Below are 19,438 nucleotides of genomic sequence, written 5' to 3'. Positions count from 1 at the left end.
ATAGCTTTGCTTGCCGAACTTCTCGTCAACCAGGATATCGAAGCTGGACATCTCACCGCCGTGCGCGATGAGTATCGATCAGAAGAGTCGAAGTTCTGCGCAGTCTTTCCCAGCCGTCGGCACATCAGGCGTGTTGCGAAAATGTTTGTGGAGCACATCCAGAGCAACCTCATGGCCATACGGAACGAATAGGTCCATGTCTGCTGCGAGCGACGTTCACGCCGTTGCCCGGCCATTTTCTCTCGACTGAGACCGTTGTCCATTCCGCTTGCGTCGCTGGTCCGCACGGGTTCTCTGCAATCGGAGCCTCTACCGCGTTCGCGTTACGTGCATTTTTGGGGTTCAGCCACCCGAATTGGCCTACTAGTCCATTCAAGCGAACGCCGCTAGATTGACCAAACTATGGGTGCCGAAGCTTCTATCGGGGCCGTCGCTCGAAACCCATCACAGCGACCGCACAGGAGCTGAGTACGCAACGATGTTTCATGGCGAAAACCTATGCGAAGCGATCGGCATATGCGGCGCGCCTACCCCAGTGCTTTCGGTCCCCCTGGCCGGAGCACCTTTGCACCATCCTTGCAGAAGGTGCGCTTTTACATGCGGCGGTAGCCAGTCAAGGCTGTCGGTGGGGAGCTGACCTCTTGTGAGGCATGCTCGCCGGTCACCTCGACGCACAATGGAAGCAAGTGATGAAACGAACTCTCGAGCATGCCATGCGCACGCGCGCGAAGATACTCGATTCGGCAGCGCAAACGTTTCTACGCAGAGGACTTGCTCGCGCGTCGCTGTCAGACATTGCACGTGTTGCTGGCGTGACGCGAGGTGCAGTCTATGGGCATTTCGAGAACAAGTCGGCGCTGTTCAATGCAATGTTCGAACATGCGGCACTTCCTGCAGATCCTTTCCTCGTCGAGTGGCATGACAACCAGCGTGATCCGCTGAGGTACCTCAAATCTGAACTGACTAGATCACTTGGCAACGTTCTGCGCAACGGCAAGGCCAGGCGGCTTTATAGCGTCATTCATTCCAGATGCGAAATCACAGGGGAAACCCGGGATTTCTGGCAAAAGGTGCATGCGAGCCGCAAATTGGCCGAACAACGCATTGCAACTGCATTATGGGACGCGCGGTCGAATCTTCAGCTCACTGACGGCATCGACGTGGAGCACCTGGCAGTATTCGTGCACTCGTGCCTGATGGGGTTTTTTGTCAGAAGCCTCGGCGAGCCAGTTTCTCAGGACCCCGGCCAGGTGGCTGAGCGCGTTGTCGCTCTCGTCTTTTGCAGGCTTTCCCTGGTGCAAAACACGTCAGTGAATGCGTGAGCGATGTTCATCACTTACGCGAATAGAATGCCGTTCAATGCAGATTTCGATAAAAACACTCTTCAGACGGCCCGATCGAGTGCCAGCAATGATGACTTCCAAAACTCCATTGTCCACTGATATTGATAGGACGGAAATGGAAAGCGATTTCAGCTACCTTGTTTTCCGCGCCCATTCTGTTCTGACGCACACAATCTCGCAGCGCACCCTGCGCGATCTGGACGTCACTGCGGCGCAGGGCCGCCTCCTGTATCTGGTGGAACGGGTGGGACTCTCGCATGCGGCTTTGATCGCGCGGGAGTGCGGCGTCGACCCAACGGCGGTCACACGCCTGATCGACCGATTGGTCCGAAGCGGCTTGCTGATGCGGACACCGAACGCAGTCGATAAACGCGTGAGTCGACTCATTCTGACTCGGCAAGGTCAGATCGTTGCGGGCCATATGCCCGGGATATTAACCGACGTGTACAGCAAGGTGCTGGCCGGCTTTAGTGTTGACGAGGTTGCCTCATTCAAGGAGATGTTACGTCGCATTCTTTCTTCGTGATGCGTCGGGCAAATCCAGTCGACGTTCGACGGAACTGCGCGAGCAACGACCCACTTCTATCCGGAAATTTCCACTTCAACTTTTGACGTTCGTTAACTTCGCTAGCGGTGTCCACAGAGGCACGAACGACGTTCATCGATAATCCTGGCGCGCCTACCTATCCGATCGATTTGCTCACTGCCCCCGCGATGGCAGCGAGCGTTTTGTGGGAGCAACCGACTCCAGCATCTACCGGGCACATGTTGCCTCTTCGAAGTGGCGAAGATGAAGCTGCTCACATGGGACCCGATCGAGCGAACTTGGAAATTAAAATGGCGCTCACGAAAATAGCGGCAATGATTCGACGGCGGGTTGGCGCCGACATCGCGGCGACGGAGATCGACTGGCCCGTGCAGCAGTTCTCCCACTAGCCGAACCGAGCCGCCGGTTCAGATCCGACAGCGCCCGACAGACGGACGTGTGAACGGGCGTCCTCGCCAATGCCAGTTCAAGCCGGTCCAGCAGTTCCGGCAGATTCACTTCCCCTGCTCTCTTTCGTACGAACTCCCGCTTCTGCATAAACTGCTCCCCTGATTCGGCAGCTGTCGCATGCCGGCGTCGACGTCACCACCAATCGTCAAGATCCAGCGGCATCTGTTTCTTCGTGTCTGCGCCAGGGGCACCGTCGAATACATCTCCCTTTAGCAACGGCGGCTTCAGCACATCGAGATAGAAAACCACATTCACGCCCATCCGGACAAATCCATCTATCTCCCACTTCGGGCCCTCGGCGTTTTTCGGGATCGCGATGCTACCCACTAGCTCCTCTGCCACCCTGTTCACGCTACGTCGGCCAGCATCGAGTGACGACAGTCCGCCGCGGCGCACCGACATGCGTACTGCGCCCGGACGTCTTCATCCAAGGGATCGTCAGTGGCGAGGAGATATTCGATAAACAGTTCTTCACCGGCCTCGATCGGCCGGAGCGTGTGGATGAAAATCCGTCCCTCGTCCTCGATGGTCTCGCAGTTCGGCGCGCAGGCGTGGTTCAGCCACCGCGCACTGTTGCCACCGCGGCTGCCGTCAATCACGGACCCGTCCGACAGCCCGAACAGAAACGTGTGGCCTTCGACGCCTTCGCGTCGGTGACGGCGCACGGCATCGCGCCACGACGTAATTTCACCCTTGTACTGCAGCACGCATTCGCCCGCCGCGAGCGGTTTTATTGCGAACACGCCCCTGCCGTGAACTGACGATCGCCGGACGATCACACGCCTCATGGTGTTCCCTCGACTGTTATGCGCGTCAGTATAAAAGAGGCAGTGCGACGTGCGAAGTCACCTGGAGGATTGTTTCATCTGGGTTGCCCAGAAGAGAAACCGATTGTTCCGTCAATCGTAACCTATCGGTGCACGCTGGGTTGGTAACGACCTGGTGTGAAGCCACCGGGACAACGTAACCCGTTCTTTGAACGGCGGTGTGCTCGTGAGAGCATGCCGTTGTCTGCCAGCGTCAAGGCGGATGGGGTGCAAGGTTGAGCAGCATGGTTAGCATAAGCGAACTGCTGATAAACGTCGTCACTATAAGCAAGCCAAAGGCGCTGTCAGGCTTGAGCCAAAAGGCATGCAGTCGGATGTTTCGTCTGCCACTCGGAACACACGGACAAGTGACTGCCGGCGAAAAGGCAGAACCTAACCTGCTCGTGTCCTCCATGCGAAACACGGTAAGCCCAATTGTCCGCCAACGTCGGCGTTTCGGCGATGGCAGGTGACTCGTAAGGGAAGCTGTCGGGCAAGTGGGTATGAGAACGCGAAAAAAGCCAACGGCAGCCTGTAACGGGTCGCATAGGGGTTCTAAATTTGCCCTAACCCGAAAGGGTGCAGACTTTCGTGTGGTGCAGCTGTCGAGGGTCCATGTTTAAGGTTCATCGAGGGGAAGCTGGTGAGAGACCGGTAGCGCTTCGGTTCAGCACTCCTCGTCTCAGCGATGAGGCGAATCAACAACATGACAGCCTGCGAAGGGCTCGTGCGTTGCGGCGAGACCGGCGTCAGCACGACGCTTAATGCTGTGCGCGAGCGGAGTGCGAAATGTGGCGTTCGTCCATATGTGGCGGCGATCCATTGCGTACCGTTGCGATGGGCAGAATGTCGGATCGGCCACCACATATATTTTCAACTATAGTCCACGCAGGAACTCCATCAATTCTGGCTGTTCTCGCCAGTGCTTTCTGGATTTACCGCCATCAGAGGGAGCACAGGTGGCCAACGCTCTCGCTTTGGTTTCCAGATCAATTTCGGCGTAGATGTTCGTCGTGTTAAGTGATACGTGGCCCAGCCAGCCGCGGATCGTGTTGATATCGACACCGGCCCGAAGCAGCGCCGTCGCGGAGGAATGTCGAATCGTGTGTGGACTGACACGCTTACTCTCCAATGAAGGGGCTTGCGTACAAGCTCTGGATGCGGACCGCTCGACCAACGTATGAATACCAAAGCGAGTGACTGGCTGGCCACAGCGGTTCAGGAACACATGATCGAGTTGGCCGCGCCCAGCGATTAGCGGCATGAGCTGATCCACCGTCGTCGGCCACAACGGGCAAAGGCGCTGCTTGTTTCCTTTACCAATGATCCTGACGGACAGGCCTGGCAAGTCGACGTCCCGAATCAGAAGCTGTGCTGCTTCACTTGCACGTGCCCCCGAGTTGTAGAGAAACAGTAGCAATGCATAGTCGCGCCGCCCCTGCGCAGTTTCGCGGTCGGGTGCGGAAAGGAGCGCATCCATTTCGGCCTTATCCAGATAGGTGATGCCCGGCTGGCTGGTCTTCTTGTAAGGAATCAGGCGAATTTGGGCACACCAGTCCACATGCTCAGGACTGTGCTCGCCAACAAAACGTGCGAGAGCATGGAGGGCGCCCAGACGCTGGTTCCGGGTACTTACCTCGCATTTACGCTGCTGTTCCAGATGGCCGAGAAATGATCGTGCGAGTTTCGGCGAGAGATCAACGACGGTGAGGCGGTCGATGGACTTCTTGAGCTTTCTCGCCAGGAAAGGCAAAAGCAACGTGAGCATGTCACGATAGCTTCTTTGAGTGTTGAGAGCGAGATTACGCTCTGCGACCAGATGCTCAAGCAGAAAGCGTCGGACCCACGGTCCCAGAAGAGTGGAGTCACGCATGGGAAGCCTCCATTGCAAAACGCTCGAATCGCAAACTCGCTTCGCGTAGCAGTTCGGGTGTGAGGGTAAGGTAGCGCTGCGTACCGGCAATGTGAACGTGTCCGAGATAGGTTGCAAGCTGAGGCAACAGACGCTGGACATCGGCCCCGCTGCGATACCAGGCAATGAGCCGATGAACTGCTGCGGCGTGCCTCAGATCATGAAGGCGTGGCTGATAGCGAGCCCCGTCGTGTCGCAGAACGCCAGCACGATCTCTTACACGTCGGAAAGCGACTTCAGCTGCGTTGCGGCTCAATGCCCTGCCATCTCGGAACGGAAACAAAGGCGCGTCGGGCCGGCAGGAATAACGCCGGTTGCGTCTGACGACGAACTGCCTGAGTGTCTCAGCGAGGTCGCTCCCCAACGGTACCAGCCGTGTCCTGTAGAACTTGCTCTCGCGGATGCACAGCACTGCTTGCTCCAGATCCACGTCTGCCATCGTGAGGGTCAGCGCCTCGCTAATCCGAAGGGCGGCGCCATACAACATCAGAAGCAGCATGCGCAATACATCGGGGTCGATGCGTGCCTGGGAAGGGGGTGTGGCTGAGGCAGCCTCGAGCAGGCGTCTGACTTCTTCGCGCGAGTAGATGTAAGGCACAAAGGCATGTGGAGGTTTGGGAACAATATTCGGCAGCGGAGACGTAGCTCCGTAGCCACGCGCGAAAGCAAAACGATAAAAGCCGCGCAGAACCGAGTGTTTGTTTCTCCAGAAAACCGTGACCGGCCCAGAACCCGCCAGGAAACTGTACACACGATCGGGCCTAACCCCGGCCATCGACACGTCGCCCAAGGCCCGACAAAAGGATTTGAGCGTACGGGCCTCAGTGTTGAATCTCATGCCGAGAGAGCGTTTGTGGCGAACATATTCGTCCACTGCAGCGCTGAGCTTCATAGCAGCCCCCTGAGATCAAACTCCGCTACCTGCCGCAATCCGGCCAGATCGACCTTCGCGTACACACGGGTCGCGTATGCGCTGCGATGACCCAGATGGTCACCGACTTGTTTAAGCGTGAGGCCCGAGGCGAGAAGATGTGTAGCGCACGCGTGTCTCAGGCAATGCGGGCCGCGATATGGGCCCGAGACGCCCAGCACAGCGAGACGGCTTCTCACAAGCCGATACATGTCGTTCATCGACAGTGGGCGAAACGGAGCTTTGAGTGCCAGAAAAAGCTCCCTGCGGGTAGAGCGAGGCCGAACCTCCTGAAGGTAACGCAGGATGACGTCACCCACTACTGGTATCAGCGGATAGTCCTGTGTGCGCCGAAGTTTGGACCGTGTAACGCAAAGTACTTCATGTTCCCAGTCGACATCCTCCAGTCGCAACTGTGACACCTCGCTCCTCCGCAACCCATAGATGGCAAACAGCATAAGAATTGCACGATCGCGGATGTCCCGGGCACCGCAGCCACCCGTACTCGCGATGAGTTGACGCACCTGTTGCCAGTCCAGACTGCGGGGAAGTCCTTCTTCCCTGAATACGCGCGGACCTTCAATACCAGCAGCAATTCCTGATGGGCACCATCGCCGCATTTCCGCATAGGTAAAAAAGCTGCGTAACGCACTGGCCGCGCTAGCCATCGTTACTCGCCCCCAGCCCTGATCAGCCTTCATCGTCAGATAGTCATCCACCTCTTTGAGTGACAGGCGCGCCAACGAGTGCTTTGCGGTTTGTAAGCTGTCGAGAAGGTGACGCACCTGCCAGCATCGACCCGCGATGGTCTTGGCAGACAGTCCACGCTCATCGCGCATGAAGTCCGAAAATTCTTCGATCAGATGTGCGAAGGGTTTGGTCTCCTGTTGTGGCTGCTCCAGGCAATCGAGAAAACGCAGCCATGAGCTGGCCGTTGAAACGAATCGCTGACGAGACCAACGACAATCTTGAATCCGCTGGCGTCGACGCTGAAAGCGTACCCAGCGATCAGCGGCGGCCTCTACGTCATGTGCGATGAACGTTGATTCACTGATATCGAAGTATTGGGCGACAACCAGGAGTTCAGCAGCGGTCTGTCGAAGTGTCGCGCGGGAAAAACCCTGTTCGGCACAATGCGCAAGAAAACGCTCACGCTCCTCTGCCCATGGTCCATCACGATGACGACGCAACACTTGCGGATAGCTATAAATGGCCTCAAACATGATCCACTCTCCCGTCTGGAGGATGAGTCGATCACTATGCGCTCATTTTTATGTGGCGTTAATTTGCCGAAAGCGACGCCACAGGCACGGAGATTGTGATGCTGCGCCACATATGGACGAACGCCACATTTCGCATAGTATGTTGGTAAACTCATACTATGCGGTGAAAGTCGCACGCTCCGTTCTTCGGGGGCCCTGTGTCCGGGAGGACATGGGGCTACCCTCTTAAATCCGCATCCACACTGACGTGGATGCGTTACTCGAGTCAAGGTTTTGGCGACCGTCCTCCATTGCAACTGGAAGTTCGTCTTGGTGTAATCAGCCGGATGTTCGGAACCCGCTCGACTGAACACAGCGCCGGATTAGAAAAGTTGGGCGCCGAGATCGCGCAGACTGTTCCAGTTGACGGTGCTGACGAAGGTCCTGCCCGTCGTATCGAGAGATTCGATCATCGCGCGCTGCCCACGCGCTTCTGCAATCACGCCCGCTTAATATCGCCAGCCAACGATAGGGGCGACGTGCCCCACTGAATACCGCCGGCGGGAAACCGCCGACGGTTCGCCCGCTCTCAGCCGCCGTTCACCGCATCCTTGAATGCCTTGCCCGCCGTGAACTTGACCGTCTTCGCGGCCGGAATCTGGATCTCTGCGCCGGTGGCCGGGTTGCGGCCGACCCGCGCGGCGCGCGCACCGGTGGAAAACGAGCCGAAGCCGATCAGCTGCACCTGGTCAGTTCGCCCATGATGGCCGCGATCACCGCGTCGATCGTCTCACCCGTTCCGACCTTGCTGTCTCCGGTCTTCGCAGCGACTGCATCCACCAGTTCCTGTTTGTTCATTGATTGCTTCCTCGTTGAGTGAATGATGATGCCGACACCCTACCCGATCGGCGCGCCTGCGCGCAATCGGCACGCAACTGCACGGATTTCACGCCCCCGGCCCACACCGATGGCGGCCCGTCTTCTCCTGTCGTTCCGGCGCGAGCCTGTCGAAGGCGCCTGAGGAAATTGGTGCATGCAAGGGCACGGATGCTGACGGCGAACGCTCAACCTCCTGGGCTCTGCGCCGGAGGCCGGCATTCGAGGATCGGCCAGCCGCGACCATCGGCCACGCCTCGGTCCACCCCATGCCTTCTCCTGCTTGCGCCCGCGTCCCGCGCGGCTCAGGCTGCTTCCGCCAATCCGCCAGCACATCTTCTTGAAATAAGGGCCAGTGTCAGCAAACGAAGGGTATGATAGCTCTGACTTTCATACCCTCCCCCATTGACCGAAACCGCCATTCGAGTGGTTTGAGCACGGTGCCGCTTTGCGAAGGGCGTCCATCCAGGATACGGGTCAGGTCCCATGCCTCGATGATCGGCGCGCTTTCGCGCAAACATGGATGGGGCGCCGGGAGCCCGCAGGCTACCTCAAGGGCAAAGCAAATAGGTCGCATCATTTTCAATGCTGATAAGTCGTATTAGCTTCATTACGTTTAATGGGCGCATCGGCGCGGTGATGACTCGGCATTAGCAGGATTGTGTTTAATGCGTATTAGCTGGCACTCGACCATGGGAATGGTTCTCCGGGGCGAGTTGAACCCCAAGCCTGCGCCTCGCCACGAAAAGACGGCTATCAAGTCGGGAATGACGACAGGACCTGACACTGTCTGTCGAGTGAAGTGCTGCTGTCTACACATCAGTTGAACCCAGACAAACCCACATGCGTTGCTATTGCACTTTCGTGGCCAAGGACCGGATATTGACGAGACATTTGACCGTTAGCAATGCACGCGCATGAATTTGCGTTCAGCAATCTGGGCATAACACTGGAGTTGCGCCAGTTATGCGGCGCATCCACCGACTCAAGGTGGCATCTACAACATCAATCTAGTGGAGTCCTGATGAAGCACTTAAGCAAGCTCGCTGCATATTTCTTTCCACACGACAGCGGCGATATTTCGCTTCTGTTGCTCGCCATCGCGGCGGCGGCATCCAGCGCTGGCATCGTTTCCATAGGGCTGTTGGTCGCGCATCCGCGTCCCGCACTGCCAACCGTGGACGGAGCGCAACGCGACTGTCTCGAACGCTGCGAAAAGATGTGCAGCGGACCGGCCCGCTAACTGGTCGCGATACGCAATGATTCGCACCAACTCCAGCGAGTAAGCGCCTACGGCAAAACGTCGGACTTGATGGCATGTTTTCTGGACCGAATGTCATGCCATGTTCCCTGGTTACATCAGGCCATTGATCGTCGTCTCGCACGGGCCACGTGCTAAAAGCAGGATGTAGCGCCATCTGCCTCACGCCCGCCCCCATGACGGCGTGGGCAGCATGCATCCCGGTCCTCGCCGTTTTTCTCCGCCCGGGTCTGTCTTCTGCATCGCTTGCGTCGCGGGCTGTCGCGTACCGCGCCATGCCTCCTTCCGCCGCATTTCATCACCGTCCGCTTTTCGCGGTCGACTATCCAGGCAAATGAAACGCTGCCACTGGACGTCTTTCATCGATAAATGTGCTCCGGAAGTAATCCGCTCTGCTGCGGTCGCCTGTTTGTGACATCACCCGGGCCAGACGCGCCCCCAGTTGGGATTGCGCTCATGTGAGCCACCACCAATAGCGTGCACCTGACTTGCGTTTGCAAAAACCCATGTGATCCTGAATCGGTCCTCGCACTCAATCACGCAGGGACCGTCAGCCAGCAGGCATCCCTTCGATGCCCTCTGGCTGACAAACATTCACAACCAGATGGGATATTCAAATGCCAAATGCAAATCTGAAGTGGTTCGGCGCTGCAGCCTTCGCCGCCGCGCCGGCCCGTGCCTTCGCCAGCCCGGCAGGCGGATCTTCACGCCCCGTCACCGGGTTCGATCTGATAGATCGCGGCCGCGGACCGGCAAACATCGTGACACCTGGCAACGACATGCCAGCACAGCACCGTCACACCCAGCAGGTCACGCTCACCATGCTGGATCCAACTGGCACCGTTGGTCCAGACGCCGCCTGCACGCTCAGCAACGACAAGGACTCGTGGTGTGGCCAGCCGGGAGACACGCTGACGATTGGCCGATCAGGTGGGCACCCGCCCGTCACGTGCGTTACGGATGGCCAGACAGTCGCGTCGATCACGGTCCCCGAGGCACCGGCGCAGATCAGTGGAGCCACAGGACCGTTCGGCCATGCCGTGGCAACCGCGCCGCAGTATCCCGGCGTACTTGTCCTTGCTCCGGCAAGTGCACCCGTCGCGTCGACCGCCCATCGCTGAGCAGCCGACTTCCCTTTCCAGACCCGAGCCCCATGGCCTCACTTTCACAAGGACATCCCTATGGGCAATCCCCGAAAGAACCTCTGGCAGATATTCGTCGATGAATGCCGGCAGTGCCTCATCGACTGCTCGACGCCACTCATCGTCTTCGCACGGTGGATACGGCGCCATATGCACAAGTGAAACGTGAAGAGTGCACGCACGGAGGCCCCGAATGGAAAATAAACGCTTTATCGCAGCCAACGGTTGCGAGGTCATCAAGGTCGTGACCGACTCGGGCGTCACAGGCTATATCGACGCCAGCATCCCCGTCGATGCGATTGAGGCCTGGCACCGGCGCCTGAGTGCCGACCTCAGGCGCCCGATCGCACACTCGAGACGAATGTTGCGGCAGAACCAGCGGCGCGTGTTCAGGCGAGTGAGAACCCGCACACGCCGGCGGCGACCAAGTCCGAGCCTGTGGCTGCCCAGACGAGGTCGCCCGCTCATCGTGCTTCGCTAACGCAATCCGACTTGCGTTCCCGTCTGACCATGTGAACCTGGATCTGTCCGGGCCCGCCGTCTCGTTGCGGTGAGCCGGACAGATCCAACCCACCACCAATATGGAGCTTCCCATGCATAACGATCAACAGCACACGTCGTTTTTCAACTTCATCCACCCGGATCACGCGTACCTTCCCCGTCCCGTCAGGATGTACTGGAACACCGCGGCGGTACTGATGTTCATCCTGCCCCCCTTCATGGCCTGCACCTCGTCCCTTGGAGTCGTGCTGGGACTCGACGGACTGCAGGGGGCCTGCCCAGCGCTGGCACAGGGTCTTGCCCTCGTAGTACTCGCAATGGTCAAGGCCGGCTCCATTGCGCTCGCGGGTCTGTTAGTTACGGTGGCTTTCTGTGAACGCCATGCGTTGGCGCAACTCATCCGCGATGACCTCTACGACACGATCGAGGAGGACGTCATCCCCCTGCTTCGCTAGGCGCCCCGCGTATCTCTACGCCTGTGACCAGGCTCTTCGCTATCGTCGCCCCGCTTCTACGGAGATTCATCCATGAAAGACACCATCGTATCTACTGCCCGCCTGTTTCCGCCCATCCTGACTGGGATCTTCGCGGGTGCCGGCCTTGGGTCAGTACTTCACCTCAACGACATGCACTGGCTATTCGCCATGCTGATCTGCGCCGGCCTGGCGCTCGCGCTCCACCGCTACGTGCGCGTTGCCCGCGGGCTGATGACGGCAGGAACCGTCGTCGCCCTGCTGTTTGTGGTGGCTCATTCTTCCGTGCGCACGGCAGCCTTACTCGGTGTCGGCATCGTATTCTGGCTGGTGTTACGCGCAGTGCACCGGCATCTTCAGGCCCGACGATCCACGTCGCGGCCTGTACAACAACCAACCCTAAGCACCCCTGCGCAGGCAGTCCCCGGCCAACCCACGCCGCAGCAAGCGAATCTTCTGGATGATCGTGTGCATTGTGCGCGATTCAGCTTTGATTCGATCGTGGGTATGGCAGAGACCAAGAATCGGCTGCTCAATGCGGCACGTGACGTCCTCACTCATCCGGAGCAGGCAAGAAACGGGATCCTGCTCTCCGGCGAGCCGGGTAACGGCAAGACGATGTTCGCTGAAGCGCTGGCCGGTGAGCTGGGGATTCCGTTCTTCTCGATTTCCTACCAGGACATCGCCTCGAAGTGGATCAACGAGACACCTGAACGTGTGAAGGCGGCATTCGCCCAGGCAACACGATTAGGGCACGCAATTTTTTTCATTGATGAAATCGATGGTTTTATAAAATCACGCAACGATCAGCCTCACTCCATGGATCGCGATCTGTGCAATACGATGCTCACCGAGATCACACGCCTGCGCCACGGCGCCACAGGCACTATCCTTATAGCCGCGACCAATGACCTCGGCCGGCTGGACGGGGCTGCCATCCGCGAGGGTCGCTTTGACTTCAAGGTGGAGATCCCACCACCCGATACGCCGGCCCGTGAAGCGATCCTTCGGCGTTCGGTCGGCAAGGCGCTCGGGCCGAATGCGCTCAGCATACCGGTGCTCAGGAGTCTCGCAGCGCGCTGGGCCGGCTTCAGCGTTGCCCGCTTGGCAGCTATCGGGCCGCAACTCGCCGACATGCGGCGGGAAGGTCTCTTTGGAAACGGCCAGGTGTCATTTGAAACTGCCATGCAGGCCATGCGCCGTATCCAGGGATCGAAGGGGCAGCTGCCGGAGAACGTCAAGGCAATTGAAGCGATCATCATGCCCGACGGGTCACGGGACCAGCTGAAGCGCCTCTCGATGCGCCTGAGACACGTTCACCGGATGGAACAGCTCGGCGGCGCGCTGCCAAGGGGTGTGCTGTTCTACGGCCCACCTGGCACCGGCAAGACACTAGCAGCCCTCGCGCTCGCAAAATCCAGCGGCTGGGCATTCCTCAAAACCACCGGCGCAGAACTGCTCCATAGTCATACCACATGGGACCGGCTCTACCGTCAGGCGAAGGACCTCCGACCATGCATCGTGTTTGTCGATGAAGGGGACGACGTGCTCAGTGACCGGCGTATGTCCGGCGTTGCACCGGTGACCAACCGGATACTTGCCTCAATCGACGGCGCCGATGGCCGGGTGCCTGACGTACTGGTGATTGCCGCAACCAATCATCCTGAAGCGCTGGATCCGGCCGTGCTGCGCGGCGGTCGCCTTGAGCAGAAGATCCGCTTCGATGTGCCTTCACGCGAATCGCTTTCGGCGTACATACGCGCCCAGCTGAAGCTCAAGGCTGGAGACACCTTTGCAATCTCGCGGCAGACGGTGGAATGCGTGATCACGGGTCTCGAAGGTTGCTCGATCGCGGATGCTGACGCCGCGCTGCAACGGATCGTCGACGAGGCAGCGGCGCAGCATATCGAGTCGGGGGCCACCACCATCACGACCGCCGACGTGCATGCGGCACTCTCGACTCTGGATGTTTCTATCGGCTGACTCACGGCAGCGTTTTCGCATCGGTTGCCATGGCGAGTGTGGTGGCTGGCTTGTAAGTCGCCCGCTCCTACTTGTTCATGCAAGTCTGAAGCTGGACGATATTCTTCATCACCACCATTATTCGACGAAACTCGCCGGCGCCTTCACCTCAACCATTCTGTTGAATAGAACGCGCCGGCCGGAACGCGAGTGCTGCACACCCGCAACGGACCGGATTTCTTGAGGTTTGTTCGACGCCTGCCCATGTCTGCGAGCTTGGAGGCGCGCGACGGCGCGTGCGGGCATGCGTTGAATAAACCTCAAGAACTGCCGTCCATCCCTGGCAAAGGACGCGGTCGTGCGAAAATCTGAGGTGCATCGAACGGTTGAGTCGGGACTGCACACAAGACTGCGCCCTACCCTCGGCCCGTTTCGCCGATGCACTGCCGCAACGCGATTGCGGCGATAACGGGTGTTATCGCGGCTCGCCTCCTACGCTTCCCCTGCACTGCACCGGCTACGACGGCCGTTGCGGCCTCAGCGCCGCTACTGCCGCTGGCATAGACAGAGGCTCCCTATGAGCGTGTCGAAACCTGTGTCATTTGGTGCGCGCAAGGCGCGGAAAAGCCTGGCCTCCGTGCCGCTCGCGGGTTTTCCATAAAAGAAATTATCACCTTCGACAGACAGACAAACAACACACGCACAATCGCGCTTTTTATGTGTTTATCAGACGCATATCGACGCGGCAGTCATCGTCAGCCAACGGTCGGTTACCGGGTCACGAAGTCATCGAAGGTCAGCCGCAGCGGGTCGTCAGGTCGTGCAAGTAACTTTCTTTGGGCGACCGCGACGATGCGGTTGCGACCGTTTTCAAACGTTTTGAGCGTGCGCGTTGCGTCCGCGTCGCGCGGCAGCCAGAAACATTGTTCGAGTGCATCACAGTCAACCGCACCTTCGACCTCGCGTCCGCAGATCGACAATGTGAAGATCACAACGCGCCCGTCCGGAGAGACGACGGGCGCCCGATCAAGAACTTCCTTGAAACACCTCAATGATCATTCCCGGCCTTTGTATTTGTACTGCGCCGCGCAGCAATAAATTTATCAGAAATTGAAAGCTGCGCGCTCGCCGGTGACGCACCATTTCAACCTCGCCAGGTTTGGATTATCGACAATCTCCTAAACGCCGCATGCTCGCTATTTTTTCAGGCGGCCGTCGAGTTGGAGGCGGTTGTGTGGTTTGTGGCGGTTCCTATCACCAATAACGGTTAGTCGCGTTTAAAAAATAGAGATCCCTCGCTAATGTGAGTTTTTCGGGAGCAAATGCGTACCGCCATCTAGCGATGGGTGCGGCGCAACCCAATAAAGGCCGCCTTATAAGCGAGACCGCAAAAGACGTTTCTGAAGGATCGTTCGTAGGTCGCGGCGCGTAGCGTTCGAGCGTCATCAGCGTGACGTTGTCCTGCCGGCTCAGATTCGCATGCAGACCTTTTCCTTCGCGGTCTCCGCTCAGATACGTGAGGCCGTGGCGCATTGCGTCGCGTGGGCTCTTCCGATCGACGCGGCGGCTGGCGATTTCGATGCGGCCCGCCGCGCGTTTGAGCAAGCCGATGAACGCTTCGGTACGACCCGCGCCGACAAGGCCTGCAAAACCCAGCACTTCGCCGGCGCGCGCCTCGAAGCTCAGATCTCCCACCCAATCTGGTACCGCGAGGCCTTCTACCTTCAACGCGATCGGCGCGTCGGCAGGCACGGTAATCTTGTCGGGAAAAATATCGGACAAGTCGCGCCCGACCATCAGATTCGCCATCTGCTGCCGCGCAAGTCCCGCGGTTTCGCTGCGTGCGACCTGCATCTGGTGCTGGGGTCCGCTCCAGATGCCAAGCCTGTCCGGTTGCGCGTCACGATCGACGGTCTGCCGCCGTGCGCATCGTATGGCGCCTACATCGCAGCCGACGGCAGCGGGACCGTGAATAGCGTGCGTCTGTATCAGTTGGTGCGTCAGACGGGGCCGATACGGGAACGGGCATTCGCCGTCGAATTTCTCGATCCAAGTGTGAGCGCCTATGCATTCACGTTTGGCTAGATCGCCATTTTTATCCGGAGCCCGTCTGCCAGCCGACCTGGCGCAGCATTGAACATACGTTGCCTGCAATCGGATTCGTGTGGCCGACGCAATCGCGGATTGACCTCGCGGTCAATCTTCCGACGATTTATATTTCATCATATTCGGAATGCGGATGGGACCTCGCAGTATCCGGTCGCCGTCTCTATTGTTGTCGTTTTGAAAACTGTGAATTCACCGCGGCTGCGTTGATGTCCAGCGCATAGTGCTTAGAATCGATTCTATGGACTAACCGTTCACGCGCATCAGAGTGCTAACTGAATCGCATGATTCAACGATGTGGAGCAGTAGATGGACATCCTTGACCTGGCTCGGAAATCGGGAATGACGGTGGTTCTTGACGCGAAGATTGGACGTCAGGAGTACCGCACAGTGTACGGCTCAGTCGCGGCGCTTGAGCGCTTCGCCGAGCTTCTCGCTGCGTCGATGCACGACGAGCTGGTGGAACAGGATTGATGCGCATTGACAGCAATCTCAATCAGGAATCGCAATGAACTACGACTCATCGAAGTCAAGAAACATCGGCCGCGCTGAGCGCACGAACGGCAAGTATGACGAAGGTTCGCCCTCCGAAGAGGTCGCACAGGCGGTGGGCAAAAACCGTGAAGCGGCAAGGAACTGGGCGTGGGCCCACAGCAGTGGATCGTACGACTGGATGGACTCGCATAGCCTCATCAGCACCCGGGACTCGATTCATTGAACGAGTTACCAGGAGGCGACGATTTTTCGCGACCGCAGCGCTGAACTGTATCGATCTGTGAAGTTGGCTTAACCCATCTCGGGCAGCAGACTGTCCGCGGTAGTCTCGATCCGTCTGAGCAGATGGGCTAGCAGCGAACCTGGCTGTGTACGGTTACCCTGTGGAACGCCCCTTGGGGCACAATGCGGCGGTCTCCCAGTCAGAACGCGGGCGTTCAAATTCCTCCCTTCAGATTGGCCCGCTTGCCGGTGAGCCGCGTCCGCCATCTGCAATCGCGTCGGCCTCCACTCACGCCGCTGCAGGTCCCGAGCGAATGTGTGTCCACTTAAGGGAGTACCGTAGCCGTCGCCTACACAGCGTCCCATCGTGCGGCGCGCGAGATGAAAGTAGAAGGACTTCTGCCCGAAGAGATAACGCTGAAATCGTCCAGGTACCTGAAAAACCGGATCGACAGGAACCATCGCAACGTCAAATCGCGGGTGGACGTCATGCTCGGCTTCAAACGCTTCAGGGACTCCACCGTTACGATCTCCGGGATCGAACTGATGCATCGCATTCGCTGAGGCCAACTCGGTCTGACCGACGTGCGGCTCACAGAGACTACCGCGCCTGTCGTCTGCATAGCCAAGCTTCCAGTTTGTTGAGTTGACGCGAAAACTGGCGGCTTCTCGATCGCTTTCTCTATTGGCACCACAACCGAAAGGAGCAACGCCGTCAGCGTTTGGGGTCACCAGAACGGCTCGTTGGCTGACACAAGCCCGGCGTGAGTACCCCCTCGCTTATAATCCCCGCATTGATAGTGATTTCACCGGCGGAGAGCCCCACTTTATGAGTCAGCCACATGGGCGATATCCGGGATCTCGAGACAAGGGCCCGCGTCAATCGCGCCAACCATCGACTTCTCATCGACAGAACAAGCCATATGTAAAAACGCCACCTGCCCGGGATCCAACCCAGACGGCATCCATTTTCAAAACGCGTTCGTTTAAATGGCTGGTCGATGCGGTGGGCGCAGAGAATATTGCACTGGGACTCGATTCCAACCTGACGCCGAATTAATAAACGGCGAGAGATTCACACCCGAGACGGCCTTCCACATTGAAACGACGCTCGGGCTACCCGATGGGTTTTTCGATCAACCCAACCCTGCCCTCACATCCGAGACCATCAGTCGTTTGAAGGCGCCGCTTGACTTTATTCGCGCTAACCTGAACCGGAGTCGGCGGACGAGCAGGCATCGGTACCGGCTCCTGCAATACCAGCGAACCGCCCCCCTACCCCCACTGACCGTTTGCCCAGGGAACCAGAAATGTCAAAGAGAACCGATGGCGGCTCGCCACAGGCCGTCGCGAAGAGCAAGCCCACAGCGGCAAGGACTGCCACGGTTACTTCGTCGAAACCAGCATCAGCGAGAGCTAAAGCGTCCGTGAAGTCGGGGGCCCAGCAATCCTTGCCGTTGAACGACGTGGCGGCTCTGCAAAACATTCGTCGCGCCAACCTGCACGTACTCACCTCCCGTAAGGGATCGAAGGTGCGACTCAGCGCGGTAATGAGTATCAGCGCCTCCAACCTGGACAATCGTCTGTATGGGCAGAAGCGCATGGACGACGCCGAAGCCAGCCGTTTCACTGAACGCCTCGGGTTGCCAACTGCCTGGCTGGACATTCCGCGTTCAGTCACGGACATTCCTGAGTCGGTGTCGGCTCTGCTTGATCCACAGTCGGGTCGACCTGCATCTGATCAACAGGAGCTATCAGCTGCGATAAGGCCGGAAGCGGCGGTGGCAAGAAAGTCCGCGGGCAAAAAGGCGAAAACCGCGAGCGATCGACACGCCCAACCGTCCGAGGCGAATCACACCAGCGATGCCGCCGTGACGAAGGCAATCTTGGAGCAACTCGACCCAGTACGCCCGCCTACCTCCGATCTGGCGATCCGGCAAACTGTTGACAACGATGTCCCACCGTCCGCCTCTCACCAGCAACCTGCGCCGGCCTCCGTCACAGAGGTTATTGCGGAGCCGCGCCGTTCTGCTCCCGTGACGAGCCTGGACGATCTGATAGGCATTGAACCAATAGCAGAGGCGCTGATCAAGACGCTCGCAGGGAAAGCACGGACTGGGCGGCTGGATGAGATGAAAGCGCTGGAACTATTGCGACAGATCGTGTCGCTCTGACCTGAATCGACAGTTCAGCAGAACTCCGTGGCGGCGGGGCTGCCAGCGAACGGCGCGCCCTTTCAGCGGACGCCACATACCCGGTCGTTGAGAAGAGAAACCTGCCTCTTCTCATCGCAGCCTTGATTGCTTGCGCCGGCTGGAGCCGAACTCTGGAAGCTGCGGGCAACTCGCGTGGCGTCGTTTCTTCGTCTGCTGCACTCGTCGGCTCGCGAAGTGATTCGGCCAGGACGAAAACCTCACTATCGTTACGCGAGCTGGGGTAATTGTACCTTTCGTGCGAAATATGGCGGTACCCACCTGCAGAGCCGCTTGCGGCAAGGCTCTGCGGCTGCACCGCTTTCGCGAAATCAAAGGATTCGCAAGTCTTTGATCGATATGACCTTTCAGAATCGAACCGCCAGAAATTGCACAAAAGGTACGATTACCCCATGCCGGAGTACCAGGCTCGCAGCATGGCCAGCTCGTCGGCATCGGGGAAATCGACAGGACGAGGTTCGGGTGAAGGTGTCGGGGTGAGGCGCGTTTTCATAGGTGCCAGTTTGACACAACAATCACGCTATTGTGATAAGAATACTTATTTTAATAGTCCGATCACCAAACGAATTTGTAGCCGGAACTGCCGTTGGCTTGCATAACTTTGCTCCCAATTTTTGCGCGAACCCGTTCCCTACCTACAGCGATGCGCGCCTCTGACGAGCTCGTCGTGCATGGTGCGGCCAGACCGCCTGGCGCAGGAACAATTTTGCGCAACAGCGCCTTGCGTAAATTTGTTCATGTCTGGTCGGCGGGCCCCGACCGGTCGAGGGTTGCCACAAACAAAATTATGCAAACCGACGGCACGGCGCGGAAAAACCTGGCTTCCCTGCCGCTCGCGGGTTTTCCATAAAAGGAATTGAACTAAACCGCTGACGCGGCATGGTGGCTGGCCGACGTCCCCGTCCTGGCCGGCGCCGCGGGCATTCCTTTCCGCGACCGCGTAGATACGCTTTCGACCGTCGTCGAATGCCTTGAGCATGCGATTCGCATCGGCGCTCGGCAACAGCCAGAAATGGA

General features: G+C 58.5%; 15 protein-coding genes and 6 pseudogenes. 12 read left to right on the top strand and 9 right to left on the bottom strand.

Annotation, left to right across the window (positions count from 1 at the left end):
• The 3 genes and pseudogenes from GNZ13_RS51795 to GNZ13_RS43030 form a co-directional block, all read left to right on the top strand.
• A pseudogene (locus tag GNZ13_RS51795) lies at positions 1 to 192 on the top strand (hypothetical protein); the annotation flags it as partial.
• Between the two features lie 497 nt (positions 193 to 689).
• A complete protein-coding gene (locus tag GNZ13_RS43035) occupies positions 690 to 1,322 on the top strand; it encodes a TetR family transcriptional regulator (protein WP_216675245.1) in 633 nt (210 codons plus the stop codon).
• An 88-nt stretch (positions 1,323 to 1,410) separates the two neighbouring features.
• Positions 1,411 to 1,869, top strand: coding sequence for a MarR family winged helix-turn-helix transcriptional regulator (locus GNZ13_RS43030; protein ID WP_172176486.1), 459 nt, complete (start codon positions 1,411 to 1,413; stop codon positions 1,867 to 1,869).
• Between the two features lie 603 nt (positions 1,870 to 2,472).
• On the opposite strand, the gene GNZ13_RS43025 is transcribed toward GNZ13_RS43030, so the two are convergent.
• The 6 genes and pseudogenes from GNZ13_RS43025 to GNZ13_RS54015 form a co-directional block, all read right to left on the bottom strand.
• Complete coding sequence (locus tag GNZ13_RS43025) at positions 2,473 to 2,691, bottom strand: hypothetical protein (protein ID WP_216675244.1); 219 nt, start codon at positions 2,689 to 2,691, stop codon at positions 2,473 to 2,475.
• On the bottom strand, positions 2,688 to 3,128 hold the full coding sequence (locus tag GNZ13_RS43020) for an SET domain-containing protein (RefSeq protein WP_172176482.1): 441 nt from the start codon (positions 3,126 to 3,128) through the stop codon (positions 2,688 to 2,690). The genes GNZ13_RS43025 and GNZ13_RS43020 overlap by 4 nt, the downstream gene beginning before the upstream one ends.
• A gap of 895 nt (positions 3,129 to 4,023) precedes the next feature.
• Positions 4,024 to 5,019 (bottom strand): tyrosine-type recombinase/integrase, encoded by a 996-nt coding sequence (locus tag GNZ13_RS43015; RefSeq protein ID WP_172176479.1) that lies wholly within the window; start codon positions 5,017 to 5,019, stop codon positions 4,024 to 4,026.
• On the bottom strand, positions 5,012 to 5,950 hold the full coding sequence (locus tag GNZ13_RS43010; RefSeq protein WP_172176477.1) for a tyrosine-type recombinase/integrase: 939 nt from the start codon (positions 5,948 to 5,950) through the stop codon (positions 5,012 to 5,014). The genes GNZ13_RS43015 and GNZ13_RS43010 overlap by 8 nt, the downstream gene beginning before the upstream one ends.
• Positions 5,947 to 7,191, bottom strand: coding sequence for a tyrosine-type recombinase/integrase (locus GNZ13_RS43005; RefSeq protein ID WP_172176475.1), 1,245 nt, complete (start codon positions 7,189 to 7,191; stop codon positions 5,947 to 5,949). Before GNZ13_RS43005 ends, GNZ13_RS43010 begins: the two co-directional genes overlap by 4 nt.
• 568 nt (positions 7,192 to 7,759) lie before the next feature.
• A pseudogene (locus tag GNZ13_RS54015) lies at positions 7,760 to 8,028 on the bottom strand (HU family DNA-binding protein).
• A 1,042-nt stretch (positions 8,029 to 9,070) separates the two neighbouring features.
• Between GNZ13_RS54015 and GNZ13_RS42995 the strand changes: the two are divergent.
• From GNZ13_RS42995 to GNZ13_RS42980, 4 genes are all read left to right on the top strand, one after another.
• Positions 9,071 to 9,289 carry a hypothetical protein gene (locus GNZ13_RS42995; protein ID WP_172176473.1) on the top strand — a complete coding sequence of 73 codons (219 nt, stop codon included), beginning with the start codon at positions 9,071 to 9,073 and terminating at the stop codon, positions 9,287 to 9,289.
• A gap of 635 nt (positions 9,290 to 9,924) precedes the next feature.
• Complete coding sequence (locus GNZ13_RS42990; RefSeq protein WP_172176471.1) at positions 9,925 to 10,428, top strand: hypothetical protein; 504 nt, start codon at positions 9,925 to 9,927, stop codon at positions 10,426 to 10,428.
• 614 nt (positions 10,429 to 11,042) lie between these two features.
• Complete coding sequence (locus GNZ13_RS42985; RefSeq protein WP_172176469.1) at positions 11,043 to 11,405, top strand: hypothetical protein; 363 nt, start codon at positions 11,043 to 11,045, stop codon at positions 11,403 to 11,405.
• A 72-nt stretch (positions 11,406 to 11,477) separates the two neighbouring features.
• Positions 11,478 to 13,406 carry an AAA family ATPase gene (locus tag GNZ13_RS42980; protein WP_172176467.1) on the top strand — a complete coding sequence of 643 codons (1,929 nt, stop codon included), beginning with the start codon at positions 11,478 to 11,480 and terminating at the stop codon, positions 13,404 to 13,406.
• A gap of 749 nt (positions 13,407 to 14,155) precedes the next feature.
• On the opposite strand, the gene GNZ13_RS42975 is transcribed toward GNZ13_RS42980, so the two are convergent.
• Together GNZ13_RS42975 and GNZ13_RS53120 are read right to left on the bottom strand one after the other, a co-directional pair.
• Positions 14,156 to 14,437 carry a DUF1488 family protein gene (locus GNZ13_RS42975; RefSeq protein ID WP_172176465.1) on the bottom strand — a complete coding sequence of 94 codons (282 nt, stop codon included), beginning with the start codon at positions 14,435 to 14,437 and terminating at the stop codon, positions 14,156 to 14,158.
• 373 nt (positions 14,438 to 14,810) lie between these two features.
• A pseudogene (locus tag GNZ13_RS53120) lies at positions 14,811 to 15,233 on the bottom strand (sugar ABC transporter ATP-binding protein); the annotation flags it as partial.
• Here GNZ13_RS53120 and GNZ13_RS53115 point away from each other — a divergent pair.
• The 5 genes and pseudogenes from GNZ13_RS53115 to GNZ13_RS54010 form a co-directional block, all read left to right on the top strand.
• Positions 15,219 to 15,470: pseudogene (locus GNZ13_RS53115) on the top strand (cytochrome c biogenesis protein DipZ); the annotation flags it as partial. The pseudogenes GNZ13_RS53120 and GNZ13_RS53115 sit on opposite strands and share 15 nt — an antisense overlap.
• A 330-nt stretch (positions 15,471 to 15,800) precedes the next feature.
• Positions 15,801 to 15,965, top strand: coding sequence for a hypothetical protein (locus GNZ13_RS42965; protein WP_172176461.1), 165 nt, complete (start codon positions 15,801 to 15,803; stop codon positions 15,963 to 15,965).
• A gap of 34 nt (positions 15,966 to 15,999) precedes the next feature.
• On the top strand, positions 16,000 to 16,209 hold the full coding sequence (locus GNZ13_RS42960; RefSeq protein ID WP_172176459.1) for a hypothetical protein: 210 nt from the start codon (positions 16,000 to 16,002) through the stop codon (positions 16,207 to 16,209).
• Between the two features lie 350 nt (positions 16,210 to 16,559).
• A pseudogene (locus GNZ13_RS42955) lies at positions 16,560 to 16,853 on the top strand (DDE-type integrase/transposase/recombinase); the annotation flags it as partial.
• A gap of 665 nt (positions 16,854 to 17,518) precedes the next feature.
• A complete protein-coding gene (locus GNZ13_RS54010; RefSeq protein ID WP_328807376.1) occupies positions 17,519 to 18,382 on the top strand; it encodes a hypothetical protein in 864 nt (287 codons plus the stop codon).
• A gap of 670 nt (positions 18,383 to 19,052) precedes the next feature.
• Here the strand turns inward: GNZ13_RS54010 and GNZ13_RS51790 are convergent.
• Positions 19,053 to 19,438, bottom strand: a pseudogene (locus GNZ13_RS51790) (hypothetical protein); the annotation flags it as partial.

The sequence above is a fragment of the Paraburkholderia elongata genome (assembly GCF_013177735.1).
In the GTDB taxonomy this organism is placed as follows: Bacteria; Pseudomonadota; Gammaproteobacteria; order Burkholderiales; family Burkholderiaceae; genus Paraburkholderia; species Paraburkholderia elongata.
This window is presented reverse-complemented; position numbering and strand designations above follow the sequence as displayed.

What these genes read in the sequence shown, in the direction of transcription:
- GNZ13_RS43015 (WP_172176479.1), bottom strand. Translation starts at nt 5,019, where the DNA reads ATGCGTGACTCCACTCTTCTGGGACCGTGGGTCCGACGCTTTCTGCTT.
- GNZ13_RS43020 (WP_172176482.1), bottom strand. Translation starts at nt 3,128, where the DNA reads ATGAGGCGTGTGATCGTCCGGCGATCGTCAGTTCACGGCAGGGGCGTG.
- GNZ13_RS54010 (WP_328807376.1), top strand. Translation starts at nt 17,519, where the DNA reads ATGTCAAAGAGAACCGATGGCGGCTCGCCACAGGCCGTCGCGAAGAGC.
- GNZ13_RS43005 (WP_172176475.1), bottom strand. Translation starts at nt 7,191, where the DNA reads ATGTTTGAGGCCATTTATAGCTATCCGCAAGTGTTGCGTCGTCATCGT.
- GNZ13_RS42960 (WP_172176459.1), top strand. Translation starts at nt 16,000, where the DNA reads ATGAACTACGACTCATCGAAGTCAAGAAACATCGGCCGCGCTGAGCGC.
- GNZ13_RS43010 (WP_172176477.1), bottom strand. Translation starts at nt 5,950, where the DNA reads ATGAAGCTCAGCGCTGCAGTGGACGAATATGTTCGCCACAAACGCTCT.
- GNZ13_RS42980 (WP_172176467.1), top strand. Translation starts at nt 11,478, where the DNA reads ATGAAAGACACCATCGTATCTACTGCCCGCCTGTTTCCGCCCATCCTG.
- GNZ13_RS42965 (WP_172176461.1), top strand. Translation starts at nt 15,801, where the DNA reads ATGGACATCCTTGACCTGGCTCGGAAATCGGGAATGACGGTGGTTCTT.
- GNZ13_RS42990 (WP_172176471.1), top strand. Translation starts at nt 9,925, where the DNA reads ATGCCAAATGCAAATCTGAAGTGGTTCGGCGCTGCAGCCTTCGCCGCC.
- GNZ13_RS42995 (WP_172176473.1), top strand. Translation starts at nt 9,071, where the DNA reads ATGAAGCACTTAAGCAAGCTCGCTGCATATTTCTTTCCACACGACAGC.
- GNZ13_RS43035 (WP_216675245.1), top strand. Translation starts at nt 690, where the DNA reads ATGAAACGAACTCTCGAGCATGCCATGCGCACGCGCGCGAAGATACTC.
- GNZ13_RS42985 (WP_172176469.1), top strand. Translation starts at nt 11,043, where the DNA reads ATGCATAACGATCAACAGCACACGTCGTTTTTCAACTTCATCCACCCG.
- GNZ13_RS43030 (WP_172176486.1), top strand. Translation starts at nt 1,411, where the DNA reads ATGATGACTTCCAAAACTCCATTGTCCACTGATATTGATAGGACGGAA.